This is a genomic window from Thermococcus sp. SY098, assembly GCF_035621495.1.
Lineage (GTDB): Archaea > Methanobacteriota_B > Thermococci > Thermococcales > Thermococcaceae > Thermococcus_B.
The window spans coordinates 874,282-894,386 of record NZ_CP141821.1 but is presented as its reverse complement, the minus strand read 5'-3'; the positions used below and the strand labels follow the sequence as shown (position 1 = coordinate 894,386).

The 20,105-nt window shown below is 41.5% G+C and carries 25 protein-coding genes and 1 pseudogene; 14 read left to right on the top strand and 12 right to left on the bottom strand.

Annotation, left to right across the window (positions count from 1 at the left end):
- Positions 1-5 precede the first annotated feature (5 nt).
- Positions 6-311: a thioredoxin family protein gene (locus VFC49_RS05020; RefSeq protein WP_324736430.1), complete on the top strand. Its 306-nt coding sequence runs from the start codon at positions 6-8 to the stop codon at positions 309-311.
- On the opposite strand, the gene VFC49_RS05015 is transcribed toward VFC49_RS05020, so the two are convergent.
- The gene (locus VFC49_RS05015) at positions 312-902 is read right to left on the bottom strand and encodes a SagB/ThcOx family dehydrogenase (protein WP_324736429.1); all 591 of its coding nucleotides are present in this window, start codon (positions 900-902) and stop codon (positions 312-314) included.
- A gap of 229 nt (positions 903-1,131) precedes the next feature.
- On the opposite strand from VFC49_RS05015, the gene VFC49_RS05010 reads away from it, so the two are divergent.
- Genes VFC49_RS05010 through VFC49_RS05000 form a run of 3 tightly spaced genes read left to right on the top strand, consistent with a single transcriptional unit; the run spans position 1,132 to position 3,985 of the window.
- A complete protein-coding gene (locus VFC49_RS05010) occupies positions 1,132-1,596 on the top strand; it encodes a hypothetical protein (RefSeq protein WP_324736428.1) in 465 nt (154 codons plus the stop codon).
- A 45-nt stretch (positions 1,597-1,641) separates the two neighbouring features.
- A complete protein-coding gene (locus VFC49_RS05005; protein ID WP_324736427.1) occupies positions 1,642-3,198 on the top strand; it encodes a CGP-CTERM sorting domain-containing protein in 1,557 nt (518 codons plus the stop codon).
- A complete protein-coding gene (locus VFC49_RS05000; protein ID WP_324736426.1) occupies positions 3,191-3,985 on the top strand; it encodes a 4-phosphopantoate--beta-alanine ligase in 795 nt (264 codons plus the stop codon). Before VFC49_RS05005 ends, VFC49_RS05000 begins: the two co-directional genes overlap by 8 nt.
- A 1-nt stretch (position 3,986) precedes the next feature.
- On the opposite strand, the gene VFC49_RS04995 is transcribed toward VFC49_RS05000, so the two are convergent.
- The 7 genes and pseudogenes from VFC49_RS04995 to VFC49_RS04965 form a co-directional block, all read right to left on the bottom strand.
- A complete protein-coding gene (locus VFC49_RS04995; RefSeq protein ID WP_324736425.1) occupies positions 3,987-4,718 on the bottom strand; it encodes a helix-turn-helix domain-containing protein in 732 nt (243 codons plus the stop codon).
- A gap of 92 nt (positions 4,719-4,810) precedes the next feature.
- Positions 4,811-5,860, bottom strand: coding sequence for a N(4)-bis(aminopropyl)spermidine synthase (gene bpsA / locus VFC49_RS04990; protein ID WP_324736424.1), 1,050 nt, complete (start codon positions 5,858-5,860; stop codon positions 4,811-4,813).
- Positions 5,861-5,960: 100 nt separating this feature from the next.
- Positions 5,961-6,428, bottom strand: coding sequence for a hydrogenase maturation peptidase HycI (hycI, locus tag VFC49_RS04985; RefSeq protein ID WP_324736423.1), 468 nt, complete (start codon positions 6,426-6,428; stop codon positions 5,961-5,963).
- A 26-nt stretch (positions 6,429-6,454) separates the two neighbouring features.
- Complete coding sequence (locus VFC49_RS04980) at positions 6,455-7,180, bottom strand: Mrp/NBP35 family ATP-binding protein (RefSeq protein ID WP_324736422.1); 726 nt, start codon at positions 7,178-7,180, stop codon at positions 6,455-6,457.
- Complete coding sequence (gene hypA / locus VFC49_RS04975) at positions 7,177-7,593, bottom strand: hydrogenase nickel incorporation protein HypA (RefSeq protein ID WP_324736421.1); 417 nt, start codon at positions 7,591-7,593, stop codon at positions 7,177-7,179. The genes VFC49_RS04980 and hypA overlap by 4 nt, the downstream gene beginning before the upstream one ends.
- An 81-nt stretch (positions 7,594-7,674) precedes the next feature.
- Positions 7,675-8,676: pseudogene (gene tdt / locus VFC49_RS04970) on the bottom strand (tellurite-resistance/dicarboxylate transporter).
- 82 nt (positions 8,677-8,758) lie between these two features.
- A complete protein-coding gene (locus VFC49_RS04965; RefSeq protein WP_324736420.1) occupies positions 8,759-10,366 on the bottom strand; it encodes a radical SAM/SPASM domain-containing protein in 1,608 nt (535 codons plus the stop codon).
- A 135-nt stretch (positions 10,367-10,501) separates the two neighbouring features.
- Between VFC49_RS04965 and VFC49_RS04960 the strand changes: the two genes are divergently transcribed.
- Positions 10,502-10,975 carry a GbsR/MarR family transcriptional regulator gene (locus tag VFC49_RS04960; protein WP_013467633.1) on the top strand — a complete coding sequence of 158 codons (474 nt, stop codon included), beginning with the start codon at positions 10,502-10,504 and terminating at the stop codon, positions 10,973-10,975.
- Positions 10,976-10,992: 17 nt separating this feature from the next.
- Here the strand turns inward: VFC49_RS04960 and VFC49_RS04955 are convergent, their stop codons facing one another.
- Complete coding sequence (locus VFC49_RS04955; protein WP_324736419.1) at positions 10,993-11,316, bottom strand: NifB/NifX family molybdenum-iron cluster-binding protein; 324 nt, start codon at positions 11,314-11,316, stop codon at positions 10,993-10,995.
- 133 nt (positions 11,317-11,449) lie between these two features.
- Here VFC49_RS04955 and VFC49_RS04950 point away from each other — a divergent pair, with 133 nt between their 5' ends.
- Positions 11,450-12,187 (top strand): P-loop NTPase, encoded by a 738-nt coding sequence (locus VFC49_RS04950; RefSeq protein ID WP_324736418.1) that lies wholly within the window; start codon positions 11,450-11,452, stop codon positions 12,185-12,187.
- Here the strand turns inward: VFC49_RS04950 and hypE are convergent.
- Positions 12,144-13,154 (bottom strand): hydrogenase expression/formation protein HypE, encoded by a 1,011-nt coding sequence (hypE, locus tag VFC49_RS04945; protein ID WP_324736417.1) that lies wholly within the window; start codon positions 13,152-13,154, stop codon positions 12,144-12,146. The genes VFC49_RS04950 and hypE overlap by 44 nt on opposite strands.
- An 86-nt stretch (positions 13,155-13,240) precedes the next feature.
- Entirely contained in the window at positions 13,241-15,553 is a 2,313-nt protein-coding gene (gene hypF, locus VFC49_RS04940; RefSeq protein WP_324736416.1) for a carbamoyltransferase HypF, read from the bottom strand.
- 203 nt (positions 15,554-15,756) lie between these two features.
- Between hypF and VFC49_RS04935 the strand changes: the two genes are divergently transcribed.
- The 8 genes from VFC49_RS04935 to VFC49_RS04900 are packed head-to-tail and all read left to right on the top strand — an operon-like array spanning position 15,757 to position 19,619.
- Entirely contained in the window at positions 15,757-16,362 is a 606-nt protein-coding gene (locus VFC49_RS04935) for a Na+/H+ antiporter subunit E (RefSeq protein ID WP_324736415.1), read from the top strand.
- A complete protein-coding gene (locus tag VFC49_RS04930; protein ID WP_324736414.1) occupies positions 16,338-16,622 on the top strand; it encodes a monovalent cation/H+ antiporter complex subunit F in 285 nt (94 codons plus the stop codon). Before VFC49_RS04935 ends, VFC49_RS04930 begins: the two co-directional genes overlap by 25 nt.
- Positions 16,615-16,929: a monovalent cation/H(+) antiporter subunit G gene (gene mnhG, locus VFC49_RS04925; RefSeq protein WP_013467626.1), complete on the top strand. Its 315-nt coding sequence runs from the start codon at positions 16,615-16,617 to the stop codon at positions 16,927-16,929. The genes VFC49_RS04930 and mnhG overlap by 8 nt, the downstream gene beginning before the upstream one ends.
- A complete protein-coding gene (locus tag VFC49_RS04920) occupies positions 16,910-17,158 on the top strand; it encodes a hydrogenase subunit MbhD domain-containing protein (RefSeq protein ID WP_324736413.1) in 249 nt (82 codons plus the stop codon). The genes mnhG and VFC49_RS04920 overlap by 20 nt, the downstream gene beginning before the upstream one ends.
- Positions 17,155-17,400, top strand: coding sequence for a hydrogen gas-evolving membrane-bound hydrogenase subunit E (mbhE, locus tag VFC49_RS04915; RefSeq protein WP_324736412.1), 246 nt, complete (start codon positions 17,155-17,157; stop codon positions 17,398-17,400). Before VFC49_RS04920 ends, mbhE begins: the two co-directional genes overlap by 4 nt.
- The gene (locus tag VFC49_RS04910; protein WP_324736411.1) at positions 17,397-17,819 is read left to right on the top strand and encodes a Na(+)/H(+) antiporter subunit B; all 423 of its coding nucleotides are present in this window, start codon (positions 17,397-17,399) and stop codon (positions 17,817-17,819) included. The genes mbhE and VFC49_RS04910 overlap by 4 nt, the downstream gene beginning before the upstream one ends.
- Positions 17,812-18,105 carry a cation:proton antiporter subunit C gene (locus VFC49_RS04905; protein ID WP_013467622.1) on the top strand — a complete coding sequence of 98 codons (294 nt, stop codon included), beginning with the start codon at positions 17,812-17,814 and terminating at the stop codon, positions 18,103-18,105. Before VFC49_RS04910 ends, VFC49_RS04905 begins: the two co-directional genes overlap by 8 nt.
- Positions 18,102-19,619 carry a proton-conducting transporter membrane subunit gene (locus VFC49_RS04900; protein ID WP_324736410.1) on the top strand — a complete coding sequence of 506 codons (1,518 nt, stop codon included), beginning with the start codon at positions 18,102-18,104 and terminating at the stop codon, positions 19,617-19,619. The genes VFC49_RS04905 and VFC49_RS04900 overlap by 4 nt, the downstream gene beginning before the upstream one ends.
- Here VFC49_RS04900 and VFC49_RS04895 read toward each other — a convergent pair.
- Complete coding sequence (locus VFC49_RS04895; protein ID WP_324736409.1) at positions 19,602-20,009, bottom strand: ACT domain-containing protein; 408 nt, start codon at positions 20,007-20,009, stop codon at positions 19,602-19,604. The genes VFC49_RS04900 and VFC49_RS04895 overlap by 18 nt on opposite strands.
- Positions 20,010-20,105: the final 96 nt, after the last annotated feature.

Here is a 20,105-nt window from a genome sequence, read left to right as displayed (position 1 = left end):
GGAGATTGATAGTTGAGTATGATGGAAAGATCAACTTCATGGACGGAAAAGTCGTGCTGTGGTTCTCCATCCCTGGCTGTCCGCCGTGCAGAATAGTCGAGAGCTTCATGGAAGAGCTCAGTGCGGAGTTTCCGGAGATAAAGGTCGTCCACATCAACGCCGAGGAATGGAACGACCTCGTGAACCGCTTTGACGTCCTCAACGTCCCGACACTGGTCTACCTTAAGGACGGGGAAGAGGTGGCCAGGCAGAACCTCATAAGGAGAAAGGAGGAGGTTCTCATAAGGTTTGAAGAACTTAAAAGGCTCTGACTACTCCCCCGGAATCCCAAGCGGGAAGATGTAGAGCGGTTCGCCCGGAACCGCCAGCACCTTTTTTACCTCATCGTCCCTGAAGGCTCCGACCGCAACGGTGCCCAGGTTCAGGGCAGTGGCCTGGAGGTAGATATTCTGCCCCATGTGGCCAGCATCAATGTGGACGTATCTCACTCCGCGCTCGCCGTACCGCCTCGTGGTTCTCTCGTAGTGGGCAACGATGACGATGTTTAGGGGAGCAGTAGCAACGCACCTTTGACCAAGGCATGCCTCTGCAAGGGCCTTTCTGAAGCGTCCCTCCCGGACAGTTTCCAGTGCATGGGCATTTCCGTCGTACCGGTAGATTCCCGGGGAGAGGCCCTCAACGTTTTCAACAACAACGTAAACCTCGAAGGGGTAGCACGCCCCGGCGCTCGGCGATGTCCTCTTTCCCCACCTGTTGATTCCGTAAGCCGCCCAGAGCACCTGAGAAACCTCTTCAAGAGTCAGGGGTTCGTCTTTATACTTCCTTATGCTCTTTCTCCTGTCTATTGCCTCTTCCAGGCTCATCCTCCCCTCGCGCTTGGGGGCGGGCAGTTTGACCTTCATAATCACCACCACAACCTATGATGCTTTTTTCATACATCAAGCTTTTGGTGGCTTGGATGAATTAGTTTGTATTGTGAAGTATAGAATGGAAAAACAAAAAATTATTAAGCGTTCTCATAAAGTACTCCACAGAGCAAATATCAAGCTCAACTATAACCGATGATGAGTGTCATCCCAGCCGAGCCTTAGAGAGCTATGACGACGTTTTATCCCCACCTGAGGTGATTTTATGTTCGGATTTCTGAAAAGAAAGAAAAAGGAAAAATTCGGACCTTTGATTTATCTAAGCGAGCCCACCATAATTTATCATACTCAGACAGAAAAAGTCATCCTTAAAATTCTTGAAGAAAAGCTTGGTTCAAATAATATTGTTCTGCCTTCAGACTATGGGCTTAGAGGAACAAGTCACATGATAAAAGACGCAGAATTTTTTGTTGCAGTTGCAATAATCGGCAAATTTACATCTTTAGTTGTAAATGAAATCAAGATAGCTCAGGAGCTTGGAAAGAAAATCTACACGCTTAATATTGCGAGAAAAGGGGATGAAATTGAATACCTTTTTACTGAGGGAATACCTGATGATATTGAGTGGCTGACTCCCGAAGAGACAAACCAACTTTATGAAGACTTCAGGGGAGAAGAGTTCTCTGGTTTTATGAAATTTTTCTTTGGGGACAGAAGGAGGGAATGGTAACAAAATCCTATTAAATCTTGAACTCAACTATTTTTGGTGATGTTCATGAAGCGAATTATTGTGCTGTTTGTTGCATTAGTGTTGTTGCCATTTTCGCTGGCTCAAGAAATCCACTACTTAACTTGGGGCGGGTCAGCTTATGACATTGGGGTAGCGTTTATTCCTTACAATGATAGCGTTTTCATGATAGGTTCAAGCGACAGTTTTGGTTCAAATAGGGTAGGTTTTGTTGTGAAAATGACAGGGGACAAGTTTGAGTTCCAGAAAATAATAGAAAGTTCAGAAAGGCTCTGGATCAAGAAGGCGATACTCTGGGAAGAAAACATTTACTTAGTTGGACAAGTGGGGTCAACGGCATTTGAAAATTCAGATGCTTTTATTGCAAAATTGGACACAGATGGTGATTTAGAGTACTTCAAAACATTTGGCAGGAGCTTCAATGATGAGGCAAATGATATTACGTTTGACAATAAATATCTGTATGTAGTGGGTTACACAAAGCCAACAGGAAAGACCAAAGAGGGTTTTGTTGCAAAGCTAACTCCTGGAGGGGATATTGTTTGGTTTGTTCAGTTTGGAACAGGAAATACCGAAGCAAAAGCTGTAACTGTGTCTTTAGATGCTGTATACGTTGCTGGCACGGACGATAATGATGTCTTTGTTATAAAACTCAGCAAAGAGGGAGAGTTGGAATGGGCAAAAATATGGACAACGGATGAAAGGGAGGATGTGGGAGATATAGTTTTTGATGGTCTCTTGTATGTAAGTGGATCAACAGGTGAAAGCTTAGCATTTGGGGATGGATTTCTACTCAAAGTTTCTCCTGACGGATCTCTAATAAATGCAATGAATTTTGGGCTTGGTTATCAAGATAAGATAGTCTCAGTGATTCCAAACAACACGGAGCTTATATTAGTTGGAAATACGGGGAATTTTGAGACAAGAAATAAAGACACATTTATTGCAAAATTCACAAGAGATGATAAATTATTGTGGTTTGGAAAGTTCATTGGGGCTGGTTCTGACCTTATAACAAGTGCACTCATGCAAGACTCCGTCATCTATGTCGCTGGGTACACTGAGAGTTCCTCTTGGGAATTTGTGATCCCAAACGTATCAGAGGTTACTAAAAAGACACTCTACGGGACACTTAAGATTTCCTGGAGTAATTATGCGCCGAAAGTTACTAAAGTTGCACTTGCTTCACAACCTCGCTCTGTTAAAGTGATGCAGGTTGAAGGAATACTCAACTCACCTCATGCCGGTGATGCATGGTTCTTCACTTTTGGAACAAAACCAAAGAAGGGAATACCAAGTCTAACTACTACCACAACAACTACAACAATCATGACGACAACTACAACTACACCAGTTCCAACAAAAACAACCACGACTTCTTCATCCGCAACAACTACTGTTACTATCACAAAGACAGAAACCACGACGGCTACCACGACAACCACCACTCCTTCTTCAGCCCCCACTACGTCATCTTCCCCAATAACAACGACATCCGAAAAAGGTGGAATATGTGGGCCCGCTTCGTTCTTGATGCTCTTTGTAGGAACATTACTAATAAGAAGGAGGCAGAAAAATGGCTGAATTCAAAGTGCCTAAATCTCATCCCCGATATTGGAGCCTATACTATAGGCATAAACTTGAAGAAGCCTTAGAGAACGGAATTCTGGCAACAGCTGGACTAATAGCCCATGGCAGGGGAGAGGCTTTTGACTATTTAATTGGGGAAAAAACAATTGAGCCAGCAGAAAGAGCTATGAGGGCAGCTGTTGCTAAGCTTTTGCTCGCTGAACATCCTGTCCTTTCTGTGAACGGCAATGTTGCGGCATTGGTCCCTAAAGAGACCATTGAACTGGCAAAACTCCTTAACGCAAAGATTGAAATAAACCTCTTCTACCGCACGGAAGAAAGGGTTAAAGCGATAGCAGAAGCGTTGAGGGAAATTGACCCAGATGTTGAGCTTTTGGGCATAAATCCAACTAAGAGGATCCCAAATCTTGAAAGCGAGAGGGGAAAAGTTGATGAGAGAGGCATATGGAAAGCTGACGTAGTTGTTGTGCCATTGGAAGATGGTGACAGAACTGAGGCATTGGTTGCAATGGGTAAGTTTGTCATTACAATTGACCTCAATCCCCTCTCAAGGAGTGCCAGAATGGCAGATATCACAGTTGTAGACAACATAATAAGAGCGTATCCAAGAATGATTGAAATTGCAAAAGAGCTAAAGAAAAAACCAAAAGAGGAGCTTAAGGCAATTGTGAACAATTATGACAACGGGAAAATACTCAGCGAAGTTCTGCTTCATATGAAGAACAGATTAGAAAAACTGGCTAACCAAAATATATGGAGAATGAAGGAGTTACCTTTCTGATTCAGAGCTCTTTTTCTCTCTTTTCCACAAGCTTTCTGAGATTCATTATAAGCTCACTTTCGGTTTCAACTTTTGAGACCACTAATGGGACCCTCTCCTTTTCGGCTATTTTAACTGCCAGCTCATCGAGTTTCTTAACTCCATGCAGCACTACAACGGCTGGCTTCAGTCCTTGGACTCTGATAGCAATCATAGGACTCCTCCCGGTTGTCACCTTTGTGAAAACTAAAGCCCTCTCTGTAGTCCATCCATAGAGCTTGAGGAATTCCTCGCTGCTCATTTCGAGGATTGCCTGAATGCTGTCCACAACGGTATATCCATAAATTGGTCTATCAAGCAGATCAATGTTGGCAGCAACGTCTCCTTTAACGGCATGGACTATGTCCCGTACAGTTACGGGAAGGGCAAATTCCCTAATGTCAAGGATTGCACTGGTTGGGAACTCGCTTCCAAGGGTCTTGCTGAAAGCCTTAATTACGTTCCCTCCCCTTCTCTCATCAATTTCAAGCAGAGCTTCAACAAACTTTCTTATTGTCGAAGCACCGGGGCTTTTTCTTCTGCCACCTTCATAATCGCTAATTACCGAAGAGGAAACCCCTAAATACTCAGCCAATTCCGTTTGACTAATCCCAAAAATCTCTCTCCACTTGCGCATGGTTTTTCCAGGGTCTGAAGAAAGTGTAATCTCCCCTGCAATTCTCTTAGCCAGAGCTTCCTTTTCCTTCTCAAGCATGGTATATTTTTCTCTTTCTGTAATTATAAATGTTTCGGCAATTGCCTAAGAAGAGTTAATGTGTGTAAAGCAAAGAAAAAGCAATAAGAAGTTCAAGTAGTTGAGGCTTCCTCGTCGTTGTAGATGTCTTCATCCTTTATTTCCTCTTCATAACCCTTTGAGCCTTCAAGAGTCTGAATTCTGAACATATAGCTCTTGTACCAGTTGTACCTTGGCTTAACTTTCATTGGAAGCAATTTCCAAGCCCTTGTCTCCTCTTCATAACCCCAGTTTACATATTCATTGAAGTTCCTGATTATATCAGTTATGACAACGTTGAACTCATTTAAGAGGAGCTTTTGAATCTCTCTCCACTTGTTCAGTGAGCTTTCCCTTCTCGTTATTCCAAAGTAGCCAGCACAGCCTGGGCCTTTGAGTGTAGCAATTCCCCTTCCGACAAAGGCTCTTATGGCATCAACGGTCTCTGGTGGATCTGTTATGAAGGTATCAAACTTTCTAAGTGCATAATCTGGTAGAGGCTTTCTTAAGTCGAATGTGAAAATCTCAATGTTGGTGTAGCCGAGTTCATCCGCAGTTTTTTCAATGAACTTGATAAGCCTCTCATCAATGTCCAAAACAGCTATTCTCTTTGGCAAGCCCGAAAGCATTAAAGCAATGCTCGTCAAGTCATCATCGCCAAGAACGAAGACTTCTTTGTTCTCCAGGTCTCCTCTTGTGTGCATGAGGATTATTCTTGCCACCGTAGTCTCTGGAGTTACGTAGGCTTGATCAAATTCATGCTTTGGCTGTGGTCTATCTTTAACTATCTCTTTGAACTGCTCAAGGAGGTCACCAAAAGCCTTAATATCTACGGTTTTTCCTTCGCAGTGAGGACATGTGTAGTCTTCTCTTTTGCCAATACCATACTCATCAGCAAATTTTCTGCCCTTTTCTGTCAAAAATACACCATCTCTGAACTCTACATACCCAAGCTCGTTCAGCGTTTCAAGAACTGCAACGACTAAAGGTAGAGGTTCCTCACTTAAATCTACAATCCTCCATATGTCACTGCTCGCTTGAACTGCGCTCACAACGTTCTCTATTGTTCTCTCATAAACGGGGATATTTGTTTTCTCCTTTACTTTGGCTATAATTTCTCTCACCTTAAGCACCTCCCAAGTTTTTAAGCTCTTAAAAAGCCCGTAAAGTGTGTTGAGCATGCTTATTTTAAAGTTTTTTGGATAAAATTTTGGAGAAAAGAAGTTAGAACTCCAGTTCTTGAGCTAAGATTTCAATTAATTTTTCTGCACTATCCCTTACCTCTTCACTTATCTCTACAAACAGACCCAGGTGCTTTGGCTGACATCCAATTAAGATAAACTTTGCGTTTATATTCTGCTTTAAATAGCCAACTAAGAGCTTAAGCGGAAGCTTGTGTGTTGAAAAACTTTCTCCCAGTGTTCCCTCAGGGTCTGCAATTACAATTTCTCCAGGTTTGCCCCCAAAGTCAACTGCATCTATGAATATAACGTGTGTAGGTTTTTCATTGATTATTTTACCAACATAGCTCTCTGGGACTTCTCCACAGTTGAGAATAACGATTTTTTCACTTTTCAGCCTACTTTTAAGCTCTTCTGCCACTATGACTCCAAAAGCGTCATCTCCCCTAACCTCATTCCCAATGCCGCAGATTACAACCTTTTTAGCTCCTTGGAGAAACTCCTTAAGCATTTCTATCACCAAAAAATAAAATGAAATTAGAGCTTTTCAGCAACTTCCCTGATCTTCTTTGTGAATTCACTCTTTAAAAGCTCTTCAACGTTGCCAATTTTTGCGTCCAAGTCCCTGTAAAGTGGAATACCGATTAGGTATGGAACTCCAAACTCTTCAGCGAGTTTTTGAATGTTTTTTTCATCGTCCAGTTTCATGTTTTCAATGATACCGATTGTCTTGAGATTCTGCTCCTTGAGGAGTTCAAGCAGTTTTTTAACAACATTTACAGCAAGCTTTGAGGGTGTAGCAACAACCAGAAATTCTCCCCTCTTTAGAAATCTCAGAACATCCAAGAACTGATCTCCCATTCCGGGGGGCATGTCTATAATTAGGAAATCTAAATCCTCCCATCTTGTGATTGCTAAAAGCTCTATTAAAGCATCGCTAATTTCATGCCCTCTCAAAGGTGTTGGTTTATCTTCTGAGTAAAAAACGATGCTCATGAACTTTATCCCATGAACTTCTGGAGGAACTATTCCTCTATCTTCCTTTGGAAACTCTTTTGGCTCAAATCCCAAAATCACATGGTCGCTTGCTCCATGGAAATCTAAGTCCAACAGGCCAACTTTGTATCCTTTTTCAGCCAAGATTAACGCTAAAGTTGTTGAAATCAATGACTTTCCAACTCCGCCCTTTCCGCTCACGACTGGAATAATCCTCTTAACCTTTTCAAGTCTCGCTTCAATTGCTTTTATTCTTGGGTCGATCATTGTTCTTCACCCTCAACTTTTATTGCAGCAACATAGACTCCCCTACCCTTCACAACTTCAAAGTCTCTGCTTCCACATTTTGGGCATGAGAGAAAGACGTGGACAACCTCGGGAATGAAGTGAATGTCCTCTTTTATGCGCTCATCGAACTTATCTTTAACTTCCTTGAGCTTCCATACATGGCCACAGTCTCTGCACTTAAATTCTGCTTCCTCAATCACGAACTCAATCTCTGCATCCTCAGCTATTGTTCCCTTCTTAAGCTCATCTATGGCGAACTTGAGGATCTCCTCGTTAACGTCTTGTAATTCACCAAGAACGATTCTAATTCCAAGAATCTTATCTTTCCCGTGCTGTCTGGCGAATTCGATAGCAGTTCTCACAATTCCATCCGCTAAAGCCCATTCGTGCATCTTCACACCTCCCAGAGAATTAGTGTGACTGAGGTTTATAAACTATGCAGTCTGCAATTAAAAAGAGAAAAAGAAACTCACCTAAAAGGCAGTATGTTTTAGAGTTTTGATTCCTGTTATCAACCATAGAGCAAAAAGCAGCCAATAAAGTGCAAATCCAAAGCTGTCTATGACGCTTATTTTAAAAGCTAAGGCAACATTATGCGTTGCGCTCACATAAGCTCCAAGTGGGAATATGAACGCCCACCAAGCCAAGCTGTATGGTAAATTGAGCTTTCTAATGTAATGAAGTGTCAAGATAATGGCCATTACAAACCACCATACACCGAAGCCCCAGAATATCAGCCCAAAAGCAAAGAAAGCTTCTTTCATCGTTATAAACTCTGAATTCTTCACGAGCATATATAATGTTGAGGTTCCTGCTCCAATGGGACCAAGATTAATCCAAATTGCTGGAGCAATTCCACATGGTAGAGGCTCGTGGGCAATGAAGCGATGCATAACTACTGCAAAGAGAGCCAAATATAGGAAAAATCCGGCGCCCCATGCGAAGTAATTTACGAATACCATAACCTCTTTCCAGATCCCAGCGAACGTGTTCATTAAAGCTCCTCCGCTCAGAGGAATGACTATTAAACCAACAGGGGGAATGAACCAAGCTGGAGTAACGTTCTTGATGTCGATTCTCTCTTGTATGAACATTAGGTATGGGATCAAAAATGCGAAGAATATCGTTAGAGCCACACCGATCAGCCAAAAAGCTTTTGCGAGGGTGATATTCTTCAGTATCAGCAGATAATCAGCAGAAAGAACGAGCAGAGCTATTGCTATTGTTCCATAAAAGTGGCAGATTACTGGATGGTATAAATCCTTTAAAGCATTTTCTCTGTATTTGAGCCATCTCAAAGTTCATGGGATTAAAAGAATGAAGAACAACGCTACATTTAAATATGTCAATCCAATTGCAACGCTTTTTAGTACTGAAAATTTGCTCGAGTATGCCAGACTAACCAGAGCGAGTGCTCCAGTTCCCATGACACTTGCAAACCAAGAAGGCGCAAAATCTTTCACATTCATTTTCATTTTTATTCACTTGAAAAAAATTCCATTTGAGAAAATTTAAAATTTTCTTGAACCTTAGGTTGAAAATTAAAATGAAAGAAAATTAGGCATGAATTTCTTTTACTGTCTTTTCCCAATTGCTCTTAAAAGATTTTTCTTCAACAATCCCAGGGGTTTCATAATAGCTTGGGAGATGGAGCACAGGAGTACGGATAGCAACATTCTCATCAACCCAATTTATCCCAGTAGTTCCTCTTATCTTTTTGTGTTTAAGGATATCATCCCATATTCGTCTGTTTATTATGCAGCCTGGATCATCTCCCATGAGATTAAGGGTATAGTAGTAGGCTCTGGCACGACAACCACCGCAGATGTTCCTATAGGGACAACTCCTACATGTGCCTGTGAAGTTATTCCTATCTCGAAGAATGTTAAATATTTTGCTTGTATCCCATATCTCTTTGAAAGACTTAATTCTAATGTTGCCTACAGGTAATGGAAGAAACACACAGGGAACAATTGTTCCATCGGGCTCTATACCTGCATATATTCTTCCGGCACCACAGCCACCTATGAATTCTGCTAAGGTCTTCACGGAGTTCGTTTCTCCAATATAGAAGTGAGCTGGTGTTATACTCTTGCCTTCACTTATTAAAAAAGTGACACGGGCATATTGAGGAGCAGTTGTCAATATCTCAATCTTCCTTCTTTTCATCTGTTTGTAAATTTCTTTCATGAATTCCTCGCGTTCTTCAGGCGAAAGATCCTTTGTCACTATCCTTTCAGCCCTCCCAGTTGGCACGAAGTTGAAAAAGATAACCCGTTTCACACCTATGCTCTCCGCTAAGTCAAGAATTTCATCTATTTCATTGAATGTTTCCTTACTCATTATCGTTGCCATTCCATGGCTTACTCCAAGCTCTACAGCATTCTCAAGGGCTTTTATAGCATGTTCCCATGAGCCAGGAATTCCTCTGAATTTGTCATGCCTCTCTGGGTTTGCTGAGTCTACACTAACCTCTACGTACTTTATGCCTGCATTAATGGCTCTCTTAAGTTCCTCTTTATTAGCAAAAGTCCAGCCATTGGTAGCGACTGAGGTGTGTATCCCTCTATTTGAGAGTTCCCTTACAATTCTCAGGAAGTGTGGATGAATTGTTGGTTCACCCCCACTAAGGGCGACAGCTGCAACTCCAGCTTTATCAAGCTGTTCAACAAGGTTCAGTTTTTCCTTTAGTGAAAGTTCGCTTGAAAGCGGTTTGTCAGCTCTTTGGTAACAGTGTTGACAGCGGAGGTTGCACATATTGGTGAAGTTCCATACTATAAGAAATGGTCCCGCTAAACGTTGAGGTGCTGTAATTCCATATCTCGCAATACCTTCAAGGACGACCCAAATACCACGCCTTATATGCGGATCCCGGAGAAGGGCTTCCTTAACAGCTTCTTCATCACCCTTTGCAATTTTTATGCCGAGTTTAAGGAGAGTTTTTATAATCTCTGCCTGGAAGCGTATCATGAGTGGGCAGTTTATGCTTTCACCTGCATAAATGCTGAGAGCCCAGTAGAGTGCTGGGAGTTCCCTGCCTTCTATCTCATATTTTTTCAAGGCAGGTCTGATGAGGAGTCTCGCAAGGGGGTTCCCTAAAATGATTTTAAATGCCATAAGAGCTGTCGTGAGTTGGTTCCCTTTACTCTTACTACTACCTTTCATCTTCCTCCCCCCAATTATATGATTGGATACCCTTCTGTATAAAATTTTCGATATAACTGTTATAACTGTCATATCAAATTCAACTGAAAAAAGCTTAAATATGCCTTCGACTTTATTTTATTAGGTGTTTGTAAGATGAAGGGAGAGGATAGAGAAAGTAAAAAATTCATTGAAATCGTTGAAAGGATGATGATAAGATGGGGCTATACTCACACTGACGGTAAAGTATATGCCCTCCTTCTATTGAATGAAAAACCCCTTACAATAAACGAGCTTGTGCAATTGACAGGTTTGAGTCGTTCTTCAGTCTCTACGTCCTTAAACAAACTTGCCCGGGATTATCTTGTAATCGTTAGAAAGAATGGTAAAACGAAGTTGTTTTATCCTATCCCCGCATTTCTCGAGAAGTTCCTAAAGCAACCCAAGGAAATTCTTGAAAAAGAAGTAAAACCCCTTAAGAATATAGTCTCTATTTTGATGAAAAAGGAACAATCCTTTGAGCAGAAAGTAAGATTCGAAGAAATTCTATCTGATCTTAATGCACTTGAATGCGTGCTTTCAAAAATTATCAAAATGGAAGAAGAGGAAGTGGAGTGTTTTAAAAAATAAGTCAAGTCTTTGCTTTTCTATCCCCCTCTTTGCATAAAATCCTTAACCACACCTTCTATTTTCCCATGTGCCCCTGTAACTACCTGTATTCCCAAGCTCTGGAAGTATGTCATTGCTCTCTTTCCTATACCATAAGCCAGGACAAGTTCGCCTCCATGCTCTTTTATGAAGTTTGGCAAATCTCCTGGGCTGTGCTCTTCAAATGGAACCTCTACAATCTCCACGTTTTCAATTTTGTCGTCTTGAACATCTACAAAAACAAAATACTTTGCCCTTCCAAAATGTTCACAGACCTCACTTTTCAGCCCCTTGTCATCTTTTGCTGGAATTGTAATTCTCATTATTAACCACCAGCACATTGTTGAATTCTTCTTCATATAAATCTTGTGCATATGCACATAAATCTTTTGTAATACTAATTATCAAGAAAGTGTTATAAATCAGGCTACTGGTTTTGAGTTTGGTGAGATAGTAATGAAGATTTTAATATGCGGAAAAGGTGGTTGTGGGAAAAGCACAATTACAGCAATGCTCGGAAAGTACTTAGCGAATAAGGGTTATAAAGTCCTAATAGTGGATGCGGATGAGTCAAATCCTGGCCTATACAGAATGTTAGGCTTGTCCAAAACAAAAACTTTGGCGGAATATTTAGGTGGAAAGCAGCAAGTAAAAGCAATTCTAAATAATCCAGAACTGCCTAAGACCTTTGAGGAAATTCCAGAGGAAATTCTCTCAAAAAGAGAAAACTTAAGTGTGATGAGCATTGGTAAGATTGAAGAACCTGGCGAAGGATGTGCCTGTCCATATGGGGTCTTAGCAAAGAAATTTTTAAAGAGTCTACAACCAAAGAAAGGAGAGATTGTTTTGGTTGATACTGAAGCTGGAATAGAGCACTTTGGAAGAGGAATAGACTTAGAAGTTGATGTTATAGTAAATGTTGCAGAGCCCAACTTGGAATCAATTGAGCTTTCAAGAAAGATTGAAAAACTGGCTGAAAAAGCTGGCTTAAAGCAGATTTTTGTTCTAAATAAGGCTTTACCGGAAATTTTGGACAAAGTTAATGTTAAGCCCGATGTGGTCATTCCATTTAATCAGAAGTTCATTTACGACAGTTTGGAGGGTAAAGAAATAGAGATAGTTCCGCAAATAGAGGAGCTATGGGATTGCATCAGCAAACTCTCGGCACAGGATCTCCAACAGGGGGTTCCATGAACCTTTTGCCGCCAATTCCTGTCTCCAAGATAACTTTGCCTTTATATTCGCTGATAACTTCTCCAATTATTGCGGCGTCTTTTCCTCTTTTTGTCTTTCTCATGGCTTCAAGTGCTTCCTCAGCATACTCCTTTCCAACAACCATAACAACCTTGCCCTCATTTGCCACTTCATAGGGGCTTATTCCAAGCATGTCACTTGCTGCTCTAACTTCTGGCTTTACTGGAATATCACTTTCTCTCACGAGAATCCCAACGTTGCTTTTTCTCGCTATCTCGTTCAAGGCATTGCTTAAACCACCACGTGTTGGATCCTTCATTGCGTGGATATTTTCCCATCCGATTGCATCGGCAACTGCTTTGACGACTTCCCAAATTGGTGCAACGTCGCTCTTGAGCTCAGTTTCAAATGCTATTCCCTCACGGTGGCTCATTATGGCTATTCCATGATCTCCAACCGTTCCGCTGACTAAAACAACATCTCCAATCTTTGCTCCAGAGTCCGTGATGACCCTCTCAGCTATTCCGAGTCCGGCTGTAATCACAAAGATCCCAATCTTGTCTTCAACCACCTTTGTATCTCCAGTAACTATCGGAACCGGAACCTCTTTAGCAGTTTCATCCATTGACTGTAGGATCCTTTCAAAATCTCCACTGTCAAATCCTTCTTGAATGATCATGGAATTTGCCAAAGCTAAGGGCTTTGCCCCCATAACTGCCAGATCATTAACTGTCCCGCTGACAGCCAATCTTCCAATATCCCCACCAGGGAAAAAGAGGGGCTTAACTGTGTGTCCGTCAATTGTGAACACTATATGCTTGTCTCCAAAAGGAATTGTTGCACCATCATCTAATGCCTCCAGTCCAACTCCTCCTGCTGATTTTAGACTTAGGTTCTTTAGGATGAACTCTTTAATGAACTCCTCCATCAGCTCTCCACCAGCTCCATATTCAAGCTTAATTTTCATTTTGGCCACCTCTGAAACTTTAATGGAGTCAGATATTTTAAGCTGTTTTGGGTCATTTTTGGGTAATAGAAATCTGAGAGAAATGGCTAAAGCATTAAATCCTCCTTGCTTAGATAACCTTCCAGGTAAAGTCCACCTAAAAATGCCTGTCCAACGTTTATACCGTTGTCTCCTCTGGGAACTTCCTGGGTAGCATAGAATTTCAACCCGTTGCGCTCGACAATTTTTCTTATGGTTTTTACTATCAGCTCATTATATGCAACACCGCCGCTTATTCCAACATTCTTTACTCCAAATTCCTTTGCTTTTTCAACTGCTATCTCCCCAAAAGCCCTTCCAAGGGCTAAGTGGACAGAGTAAGCAATGTCTGCGGGATTTGCTTTCACTTCAAGAGCCTGCCTGAACATCTCTTCAACTTTAATCTTCTCACCATCAATCGGAATACTGAACCCTAAATCATTTTTACCCCTGAATGCAAAGCTTTCAAGCTTCATCGCTGGTTCTCCTTCGTATGTTCTCCTGTATGCGACATTCAGCATAACGGCAAAAGCATCCAAGACTCTTCCTGTTGAAGATGCATAGCTGACATTTATCTCTCTCGCAAGCTGATTTAGGATCACATTGAACTCGACTTTGCCATATTTTAGGCTATCAATGGCCTTTGGACAGCATCTTTGAATAATTCCTTTGACTTCTTCTATGTCATATATTTTGCTTAAAATGCCCACCAGTGCTCTGAGAGGATAGTAGCTTGCCAAGTCCCCACCAGGGAGCGGGTAGTAATCAATATGTGCTAATCTTTCCACGTCTTCATAACTCATGTAGATGACTTCCCCTCCCCAAGTGTTGCCATCAACCCCATATCCGACACCGTCAACAGCTATTCCGATTATTTCATCTAATTTGTTTTCTGCCATCACTGAGGCTATGTGAGCATAATGATGCTGCACTTGCAGAAACTCGACTCCCTCATTTTCAGCTATTTCCATGGCGAGTTTTGTTGTGTTGTAGAGGGGGTGTAGATCTGATATTACCAAATCAAGGTTCCTAATCCTCAAAATTTTGCGGAAATGTGCTATGGCATCACGCATGAACTCAAGGACTTCAACCTTTGAAGTATTACCTATATACTGACTTGGATAGACCCTTCTGTTTTTGGCGAAGCCAAAGGCATTTAAGAGCTCTGCACCAACGGCTAAACCAATAAACTCAAATGGAATATCTATTGGCAGAGGCACAAAACCTCTGCTCCTTCTAATGACTGCTCTTTTTCCATCTACAAATCTTATAACGCTGTCATCTGCTCTATTCAGGATTTTTCTGTTATGCAGGAGGAAGTAATCAGCTAAATCTTTGAGCTCTTTGAAAGCTTTGTCATTATCTTTGACCATCGGCAGGCCAGGATAGTTTGCGGATGTCATGACATAAACGGGGCTCTTTGAGTAGTGGAAGAGCAGGTAATGAATGCCAGAATATGGGAGCATGACACCTATCGTGTGCAGACCTGGAGCTAAAGCTTCTGGAAGCGGGAAAGGTTCTTTCTTTCTCAGCGCAACTATTGGTTTCCTGTAGCTCAAAAGCTCCTCTTTTTCAGCGTCACTAACTATAGCAAAGCTCTCAATAGTTTCTAAGTCTTTTGCCATTAAAGCAAAAGGCTGCTGGGGTCTTAAGATTCTCTTTCTCAGTTCTTCAACAACATCTTCGTTTGTTGCGTCGCAAGCAATGTGTATTCCGCCGATTCCCTTGATAGCCACGATGTATCCCTTATCAATCAGCTCTGCCGTCTTTTTTATTGGATCTCCGATGATTTCCTTCCCTTCTCTTGTGTAGAGCCTGTAAGATGGCCCACAAACAGGACAGCAGACGGGTTCAGCATGGTATCTTCTGTTTAGCGGGTCTTTATACTCGCTCTCACAGAATTCACACATCTCAAACTCTCTCATTGTCGTATTGATGCGGTCGTAGGGTAAATCTTCAATTATAGTAAATCTCGGCCCGCAGTTTGTACACACAATGAAGGGATACATATATCTCTTGTTGGTTGGATCAAAAAGTTCCCTGATGCAATCTTCACATATTGAAACGTCGGGAGGAATTATTGAATCACCACCGGAGCCACCTTGAGAGCTCTTCTCTATGTAAAAGTTGTCAAATCCTTGAGGGGGTATCTCTCTTTTCTTAACCTTTTCGATTTTAGCAAGAGGTGGTGCCCTGTATTTTAGGTCATGAAGAAAAGCTTTAATATCATGCTCTTCCCCTTCGACTACAATTTCAACCCCTGCATCTCCAAGGTTTTTGACGTAACCTCTTAAGTTGTGCTCATGGGCTATTCTGTAAACGAAAGGTCGGAACCCAACCCCTTGAACTATGCCTTCGACGTGAATGTGATATGCTTTCATCTTCTCACCTATCTCAAATTTGGAAGAGGATAATTTATATCTTTCCAAAACCTAAAGTTGAAAACTAAAGAGGAGTTTTTAACCAAAAGATTAAAATTAAAAGAGCAACGGAATAAGGGTACTGAGCTCATAAAGTTCCGTTGATCTACTCACACTGAAAGTTTCAAAAAGGGTTATAACTTCCAAAAACTAAATATTAAACCATGAGCAGGATTCCCTTCTATCTCAAAGAACGATTAGAAGAAGTTCAAAGGAGGGTACTCTATGAAAGTTATGATGCTCAGAAACTCCCCGTGTGGGAGCGAATAGTTTTGACGTGGATACTTCTATTTTCTTTCTGGATTGTAATCACTGCAAATACTTCTTTAGACAATCTAATCATAGGTGCGATTGCAACACTCATTATTGCATCATTTATGAGGGATATGCTTATGGAGGATGTTAGGCATAGAGGACACCTAATTGAGAAAATTGTGTATTTTCTGCTGCTGTACGCTCCCCAATACCTTATAATAATGGCGTTTCGTCTGATTGAAAGCAACATAAAAGTTGCTAAGAATGTCATCCTCATGGACATAAACCCTGGAATAATAAAGATAAAAACAGACCTGCATTCAGATACAGGCGTCACGATACTTGCAAACTCAATAACCTTAACTCCAGGTACATTAACACTTGATGTCTCAAAGAGGCTGGGGGAAACTTATCTGTATGTGCACTGGATTGACGTTGAAACCCTCAACAGGGAAAAGGCGGGAGAAAAAATTAAGGGGGACATAGAGGAATGGTTGAAGAAAATATTCTGGTGAATCCTTTTGGATGGGGGGTTATAGTGCTGATATCCACAAGCGTTATGCTCATGTACCGGGTGTTATTTGGACCAACGTTGCCTGACAGGGTAGTTGGGCTCAACACAATAACTACAAAAGTCGTTGTTATAATAGCAATTCTCTCCGTTATAAACAAGCAGTACTTTCTGGTAGACTTGGCAGTTGTTCTTTTAATGGTTAATGCAGTTGGTGGATTAATTCTGGCAAAGTATCTCGAAAGGAGGGGCAGAAGTGATTGAGTATATGCTTTTGGCATTTGGAGAGGTTGTAATGGTGTTTGGTGCTTTAGGAATACTCCGCTTTCCTGATGTTTATACGAGATTGCATGCAGCTACAAAATGTGATACTGGAGGTGCAATGACAATTCTCTTAGCTTTGGCGCTCTACACTGATGCGTCTGTTTTCATCAAACTTAAGCTTCTTCTCTTGGCATTTCTGATAGCGTTGATAAATCCCATGGTCTCGCACGCAATAGCAAAAGGGGCATACAAATATGGAATAAAACCAAAAGTGGTGGTGGATATGTATGCTTGGGATAATCCATGAGCTCTTACTTGTCCTTATGGTTATCACAGCACTTGCGGTTATTGAGGAAAGGGATTTGGTGGCTGCAGTGGTTAAATATGCTTTGCTAAGCCTCATATTTGTGCTGGTGCTCTTCCAGCTTAAAGCACCGGACGTTGCCTTATCTGCTATAGTTGTGGGGGCTGTGATTATTGGAATTTTTCTGTTCACGATAGAAGAGGTAGAAAAGTCGGGGGGAACAAAGAAGTGAGAAAGATTACTGCTATCCTAATCGTTCTTTCATTGGCATTTACCTTTTTGCAGCTGGATTACTCTAAGGTTGAAGGGGGAAGCTATGAATATTACATTTCACACTGGCAAGAGGTGAACATTCCAAATCTTGTAACTGCCATTTTAGCCGACTGGCGTGCATACGACACTCTTGGTGAGGCGACCCTCCTTTTTACGGCAGTTATCGGTTTCTATCTTCTCTTAGGGGGGAAGAAAAAGTGAAAATGAGCACTGTTGTGAGGACAACAACAAAGCTCATCAGTCCCTTTCTTGTGACATATGCCGTGTATCTAATGATATATGGACATTTAAGCCCGGGAGGAGGATTCCAGGCTGGGGTAGTCCTTGCAGTTAGCGTAATTCTCCTTATAACATCGCATGGATATAAAAAAGTTAGAAAACGCTTTAAATTTAAAGAAGTTGGTATGATTGAGAACATCTCAGCAGTGTTTCTGGTGTCTCTTGGGTTGATTGGGTTTATGTTCGGGAGCTTTTTCTATAATTTCTTAACCAAGGGACAATTTGGATCTGTGATAAGCGGTGGGATCATACCGTTGTTTAACATATCGGTTGGTCTGAAGGTTGGTGCAGCGTTTACATTTGTGTTTTATATCCTGCTGAGGTGGGTCGAAAGTGATTAACGCTGAAATTGCGGGCATACTGATCATGCTGATTGGACTCTACGGGCTGATGACAAAGAAAGATTTAATCAAACAAGTTCTATCGGTTAATGTTGCATCAACTGGTCTGGTGTTGTTTTTTGTAGGAACGGGATACGTTGAAGGAGGAGAAGTTCCAATAATGCCTCAGCAGACAGTTGTTGACCCCCTGCCTGCTACTCTGATGCTCACAACTCTTGTTGTTGACGTTGCAATAACATCCCTCGCTCTGGCTATTATCTTAAGGATGAGGGGGGATGAGATGTGATTCCACTCTTAGTGGCATACCCTCTGCTTTTTGCATTTTTGGTTTCTCTTTTTGATGTTCTTGGTGTTAGGGCTAAGATTACTCGCTTATTATTCTTAACAGGTGCCATCTCACCGTGGATTGTTTTCTTTGGGATAAGAGGAAAAATACCTCTGGATGAAATTGTAGGGGGATATGCAGAAACAGCTGGGATTCAGGTTTCCCTTGATTATATTAACGTCTATTTTGTACTTGCTGAGCTGATATTGTTTTTTGCAGTCTCCATTTACTCTATTGAATACTTTTCAAAACACAGGAAGAACGGCAAAATATACTCCCTCTTACTTCTGATGCATGCGGGACTTTTAGGGGCTTTTATCTCAAGGGATCTCTTCAATTATTACATTTACATGGAAATTGCATCTGTTTCAGCGTTTGCTTTAATTGCTATTTCAGAAGAGAAAGGTGCCAAAAGAGCAGCATATAAGTATCTGATTCTATCCCTCACTGCCTCTTACCTTTTTGTTTTTGCGGTTGGAATGATATATCTAAAGACAGGTTACTTGAACACCGAACTTATCCGTGGCAGTATACTGCCTTCTCGGGAGATAGATGTTGCAGCAGGTATAGCGTTCTCCGCACTGCTGTTAAAGGCAGGTGTTTTTCCCCTGCATTCTTGGCTTCCGGATGCTCATTCAAAAGCTCCGGATCCTGTTTCTGCTTTGCTTTCTGGAATTGTGGTTAAAGTCCCAGTTTATGGCATGCTGTTGCTGTATCTTTCCCTCCCCCTAACTAAAAGGTTTCTAACTGTTCTTATGGTTGTGGCATTTGCATCTATATTCTTCGGTATTGTGCTGATGATTGTTGAGAGGAATATCAAGAAGTTTCTGGCATACTCCACGGTTTCCCAGATGGGGTATGTGGTATTAGGAGTATCGACTTTAAATATCCTCGGGAGTGTGTACTATGCCCTTGCCCACGCTCTCATTAAAGGGGCACTGTTTCTAAGTGTCGGGGCGCTGATAAGAGCACAGAAATCAAAAGAAATAAGAAATCTGTCTTATAGAGGAGACGCAATCTTAATGCTTAGCATTCTTATGCTCAGCTTAGCGATAGGAGGTGTTTCGCCTTTTGTGGGGGCTTATGGAAAAAGCCTCTTACTCAATGGAATCAAAAAGCCCTTAGGGTACATTCTTTATATCGCAGGCATTGGGACACTCGTTGCGTTCACAAAGCTCAACTACTATCTCCTGAAGTCTCGTGAGAACTTCAACGCCTATTTACTCCAGAGGATTTCCCCATTTTTGCTCTCTTTGTTGGTGTTAGCCTTAGGAGTGTATTACGGTCAGAGGATTGATTATATGGATTTTGTTTTGATTGTTTCCTCAGTTATGGGTTTTGTGCTCCTTAGGAGAAGCGGAATCATCGAAAGAGACATCAGATACAGATTTTCAAAAACCGTTGGTGAGGAGATAAACATCTTTATGGCTGTTTTCTTGTTATTTACCTTATTCCTGCTACTCCAGAATTTTTAGTGTTATTTCTTTCACTTCCCCAATGTTTTTCAGTGCATCTTTGAGCTCTTCAACACTGATTTTTGCTTCACTAACATCTACAACGGTTACAATTGCGGCAAGCCCTATTCCTTCAAGTTCCTCTGCTTCACTGAAGAGAATGTTCACCCGATTTCGCCCAAGAACTCCGCTTATCTTCGCAAGAACTCCCGGCTTGTCCTCGACTACAAGCTCAATTTCAACAAGCTTCTTGCCAGGAAGGGCAACCCTTTCCAAGTGCAGTTCTTTTAAATCAGTATCAATTTCAACTAAGAAATAGGCATCCTTCAATAGCCCAATCTCATATGCGAATTCTAATGGTATCTCGATCTTTCCGTTTTCTTTTATTCTAACAATCTCATAATGTCTCATGGTTCATCAAAGCATGTTAGGATACAACAATAATAAACTTTGCGAATTAATGTTCGAAAGTTTGACATTAATCTAAAAATTAATTCTACCTCTTTG

Coding starts and splice junctions, on each gene's coding strand:
- VFC49_RS05015 (WP_324736429.1), bottom strand. CDS start 902: ATGAAGGTCAAACTGCCCGCCCCCAAGCGCGAGGGGAGGATGAGCCTG.
- VFC49_RS05010 (WP_324736428.1), top strand. CDS start 1,132: ATGTTCGGATTTCTGAAAAGAAAGAAAAAGGAAAAATTCGGACCTTTG.
- VFC49_RS05005 (WP_324736427.1), top strand. CDS start 1,642: ATGAAGCGAATTATTGTGCTGTTTGTTGCATTAGTGTTGTTGCCATTT.
- VFC49_RS05000 (WP_324736426.1), top strand. CDS start 3,191: ATGGCTGAATTCAAAGTGCCTAAATCTCATCCCCGATATTGGAGCCTA.
- VFC49_RS04995 (WP_324736425.1), bottom strand. CDS start 4,718: ATGCTTGAGAAGGAAAAGGAAGCTCTGGCTAAGAGAATTGCAGGGGAG.
- hycI (WP_324736423.1), bottom strand. CDS start 6,428: ATGCTTAAGGAGTTTCTCCAAGGAGCTAAAAAGGTTGTAATCTGCGGC.
- VFC49_RS04980 (WP_324736422.1), bottom strand. CDS start 7,180: ATGATCGACCCAAGAATAAAAGCAATTGAAGCGAGACTTGAAAAGGTT.
- hypA (WP_324736421.1), bottom strand. CDS start 7,593: ATGCACGAATGGGCTTTAGCGGATGGAATTGTGAGAACTGCTATCGAA.
- VFC49_RS04965 (WP_324736420.1), bottom strand. CDS start 10,366: ATGAAAGGTAGTAGTAAGAGTAAAGGGAACCAACTCACGACAGCTCTT.
- VFC49_RS04960 (WP_013467633.1), top strand. CDS start 10,502: ATGAAGGGAGAGGATAGAGAAAGTAAAAAATTCATTGAAATCGTTGAA.
- VFC49_RS04955 (WP_324736419.1), bottom strand. CDS start 11,316: ATGAGAATTACAATTCCAGCAAAAGATGACAAGGGGCTGAAAAGTGAG.
- VFC49_RS04950 (WP_324736418.1), top strand. CDS start 11,450: ATGAAGATTTTAATATGCGGAAAAGGTGGTTGTGGGAAAAGCACAATT.
- hypE (WP_324736417.1), bottom strand. CDS start 13,154: ATGAAAATTAAGCTTGAATATGGAGCTGGTGGAGAGCTGATGGAGGAG.
- hypF (WP_324736416.1), bottom strand. CDS start 15,553: ATGAAAGCATATCACATTCACGTCGAAGGCATAGTTCAAGGGGTTGGG.
- VFC49_RS04935 (WP_324736415.1), top strand. CDS start 15,757: ATGAGCAGGATTCCCTTCTATCTCAAAGAACGATTAGAAGAAGTTCAA.
- VFC49_RS04930 (WP_324736414.1), top strand. CDS start 16,338: ATGGTTGAAGAAAATATTCTGGTGAATCCTTTTGGATGGGGGGTTATA.
- VFC49_RS04920 (WP_324736413.1), top strand. CDS start 16,910: ATGCTTGGGATAATCCATGAGCTCTTACTTGTCCTTATGGTTATCACA.
- VFC49_RS04895 (WP_324736409.1), bottom strand. CDS start 20,009: ATGAGACATTATGAGATTGTTAGAATAAAAGAAAACGGAAAGATCGAG.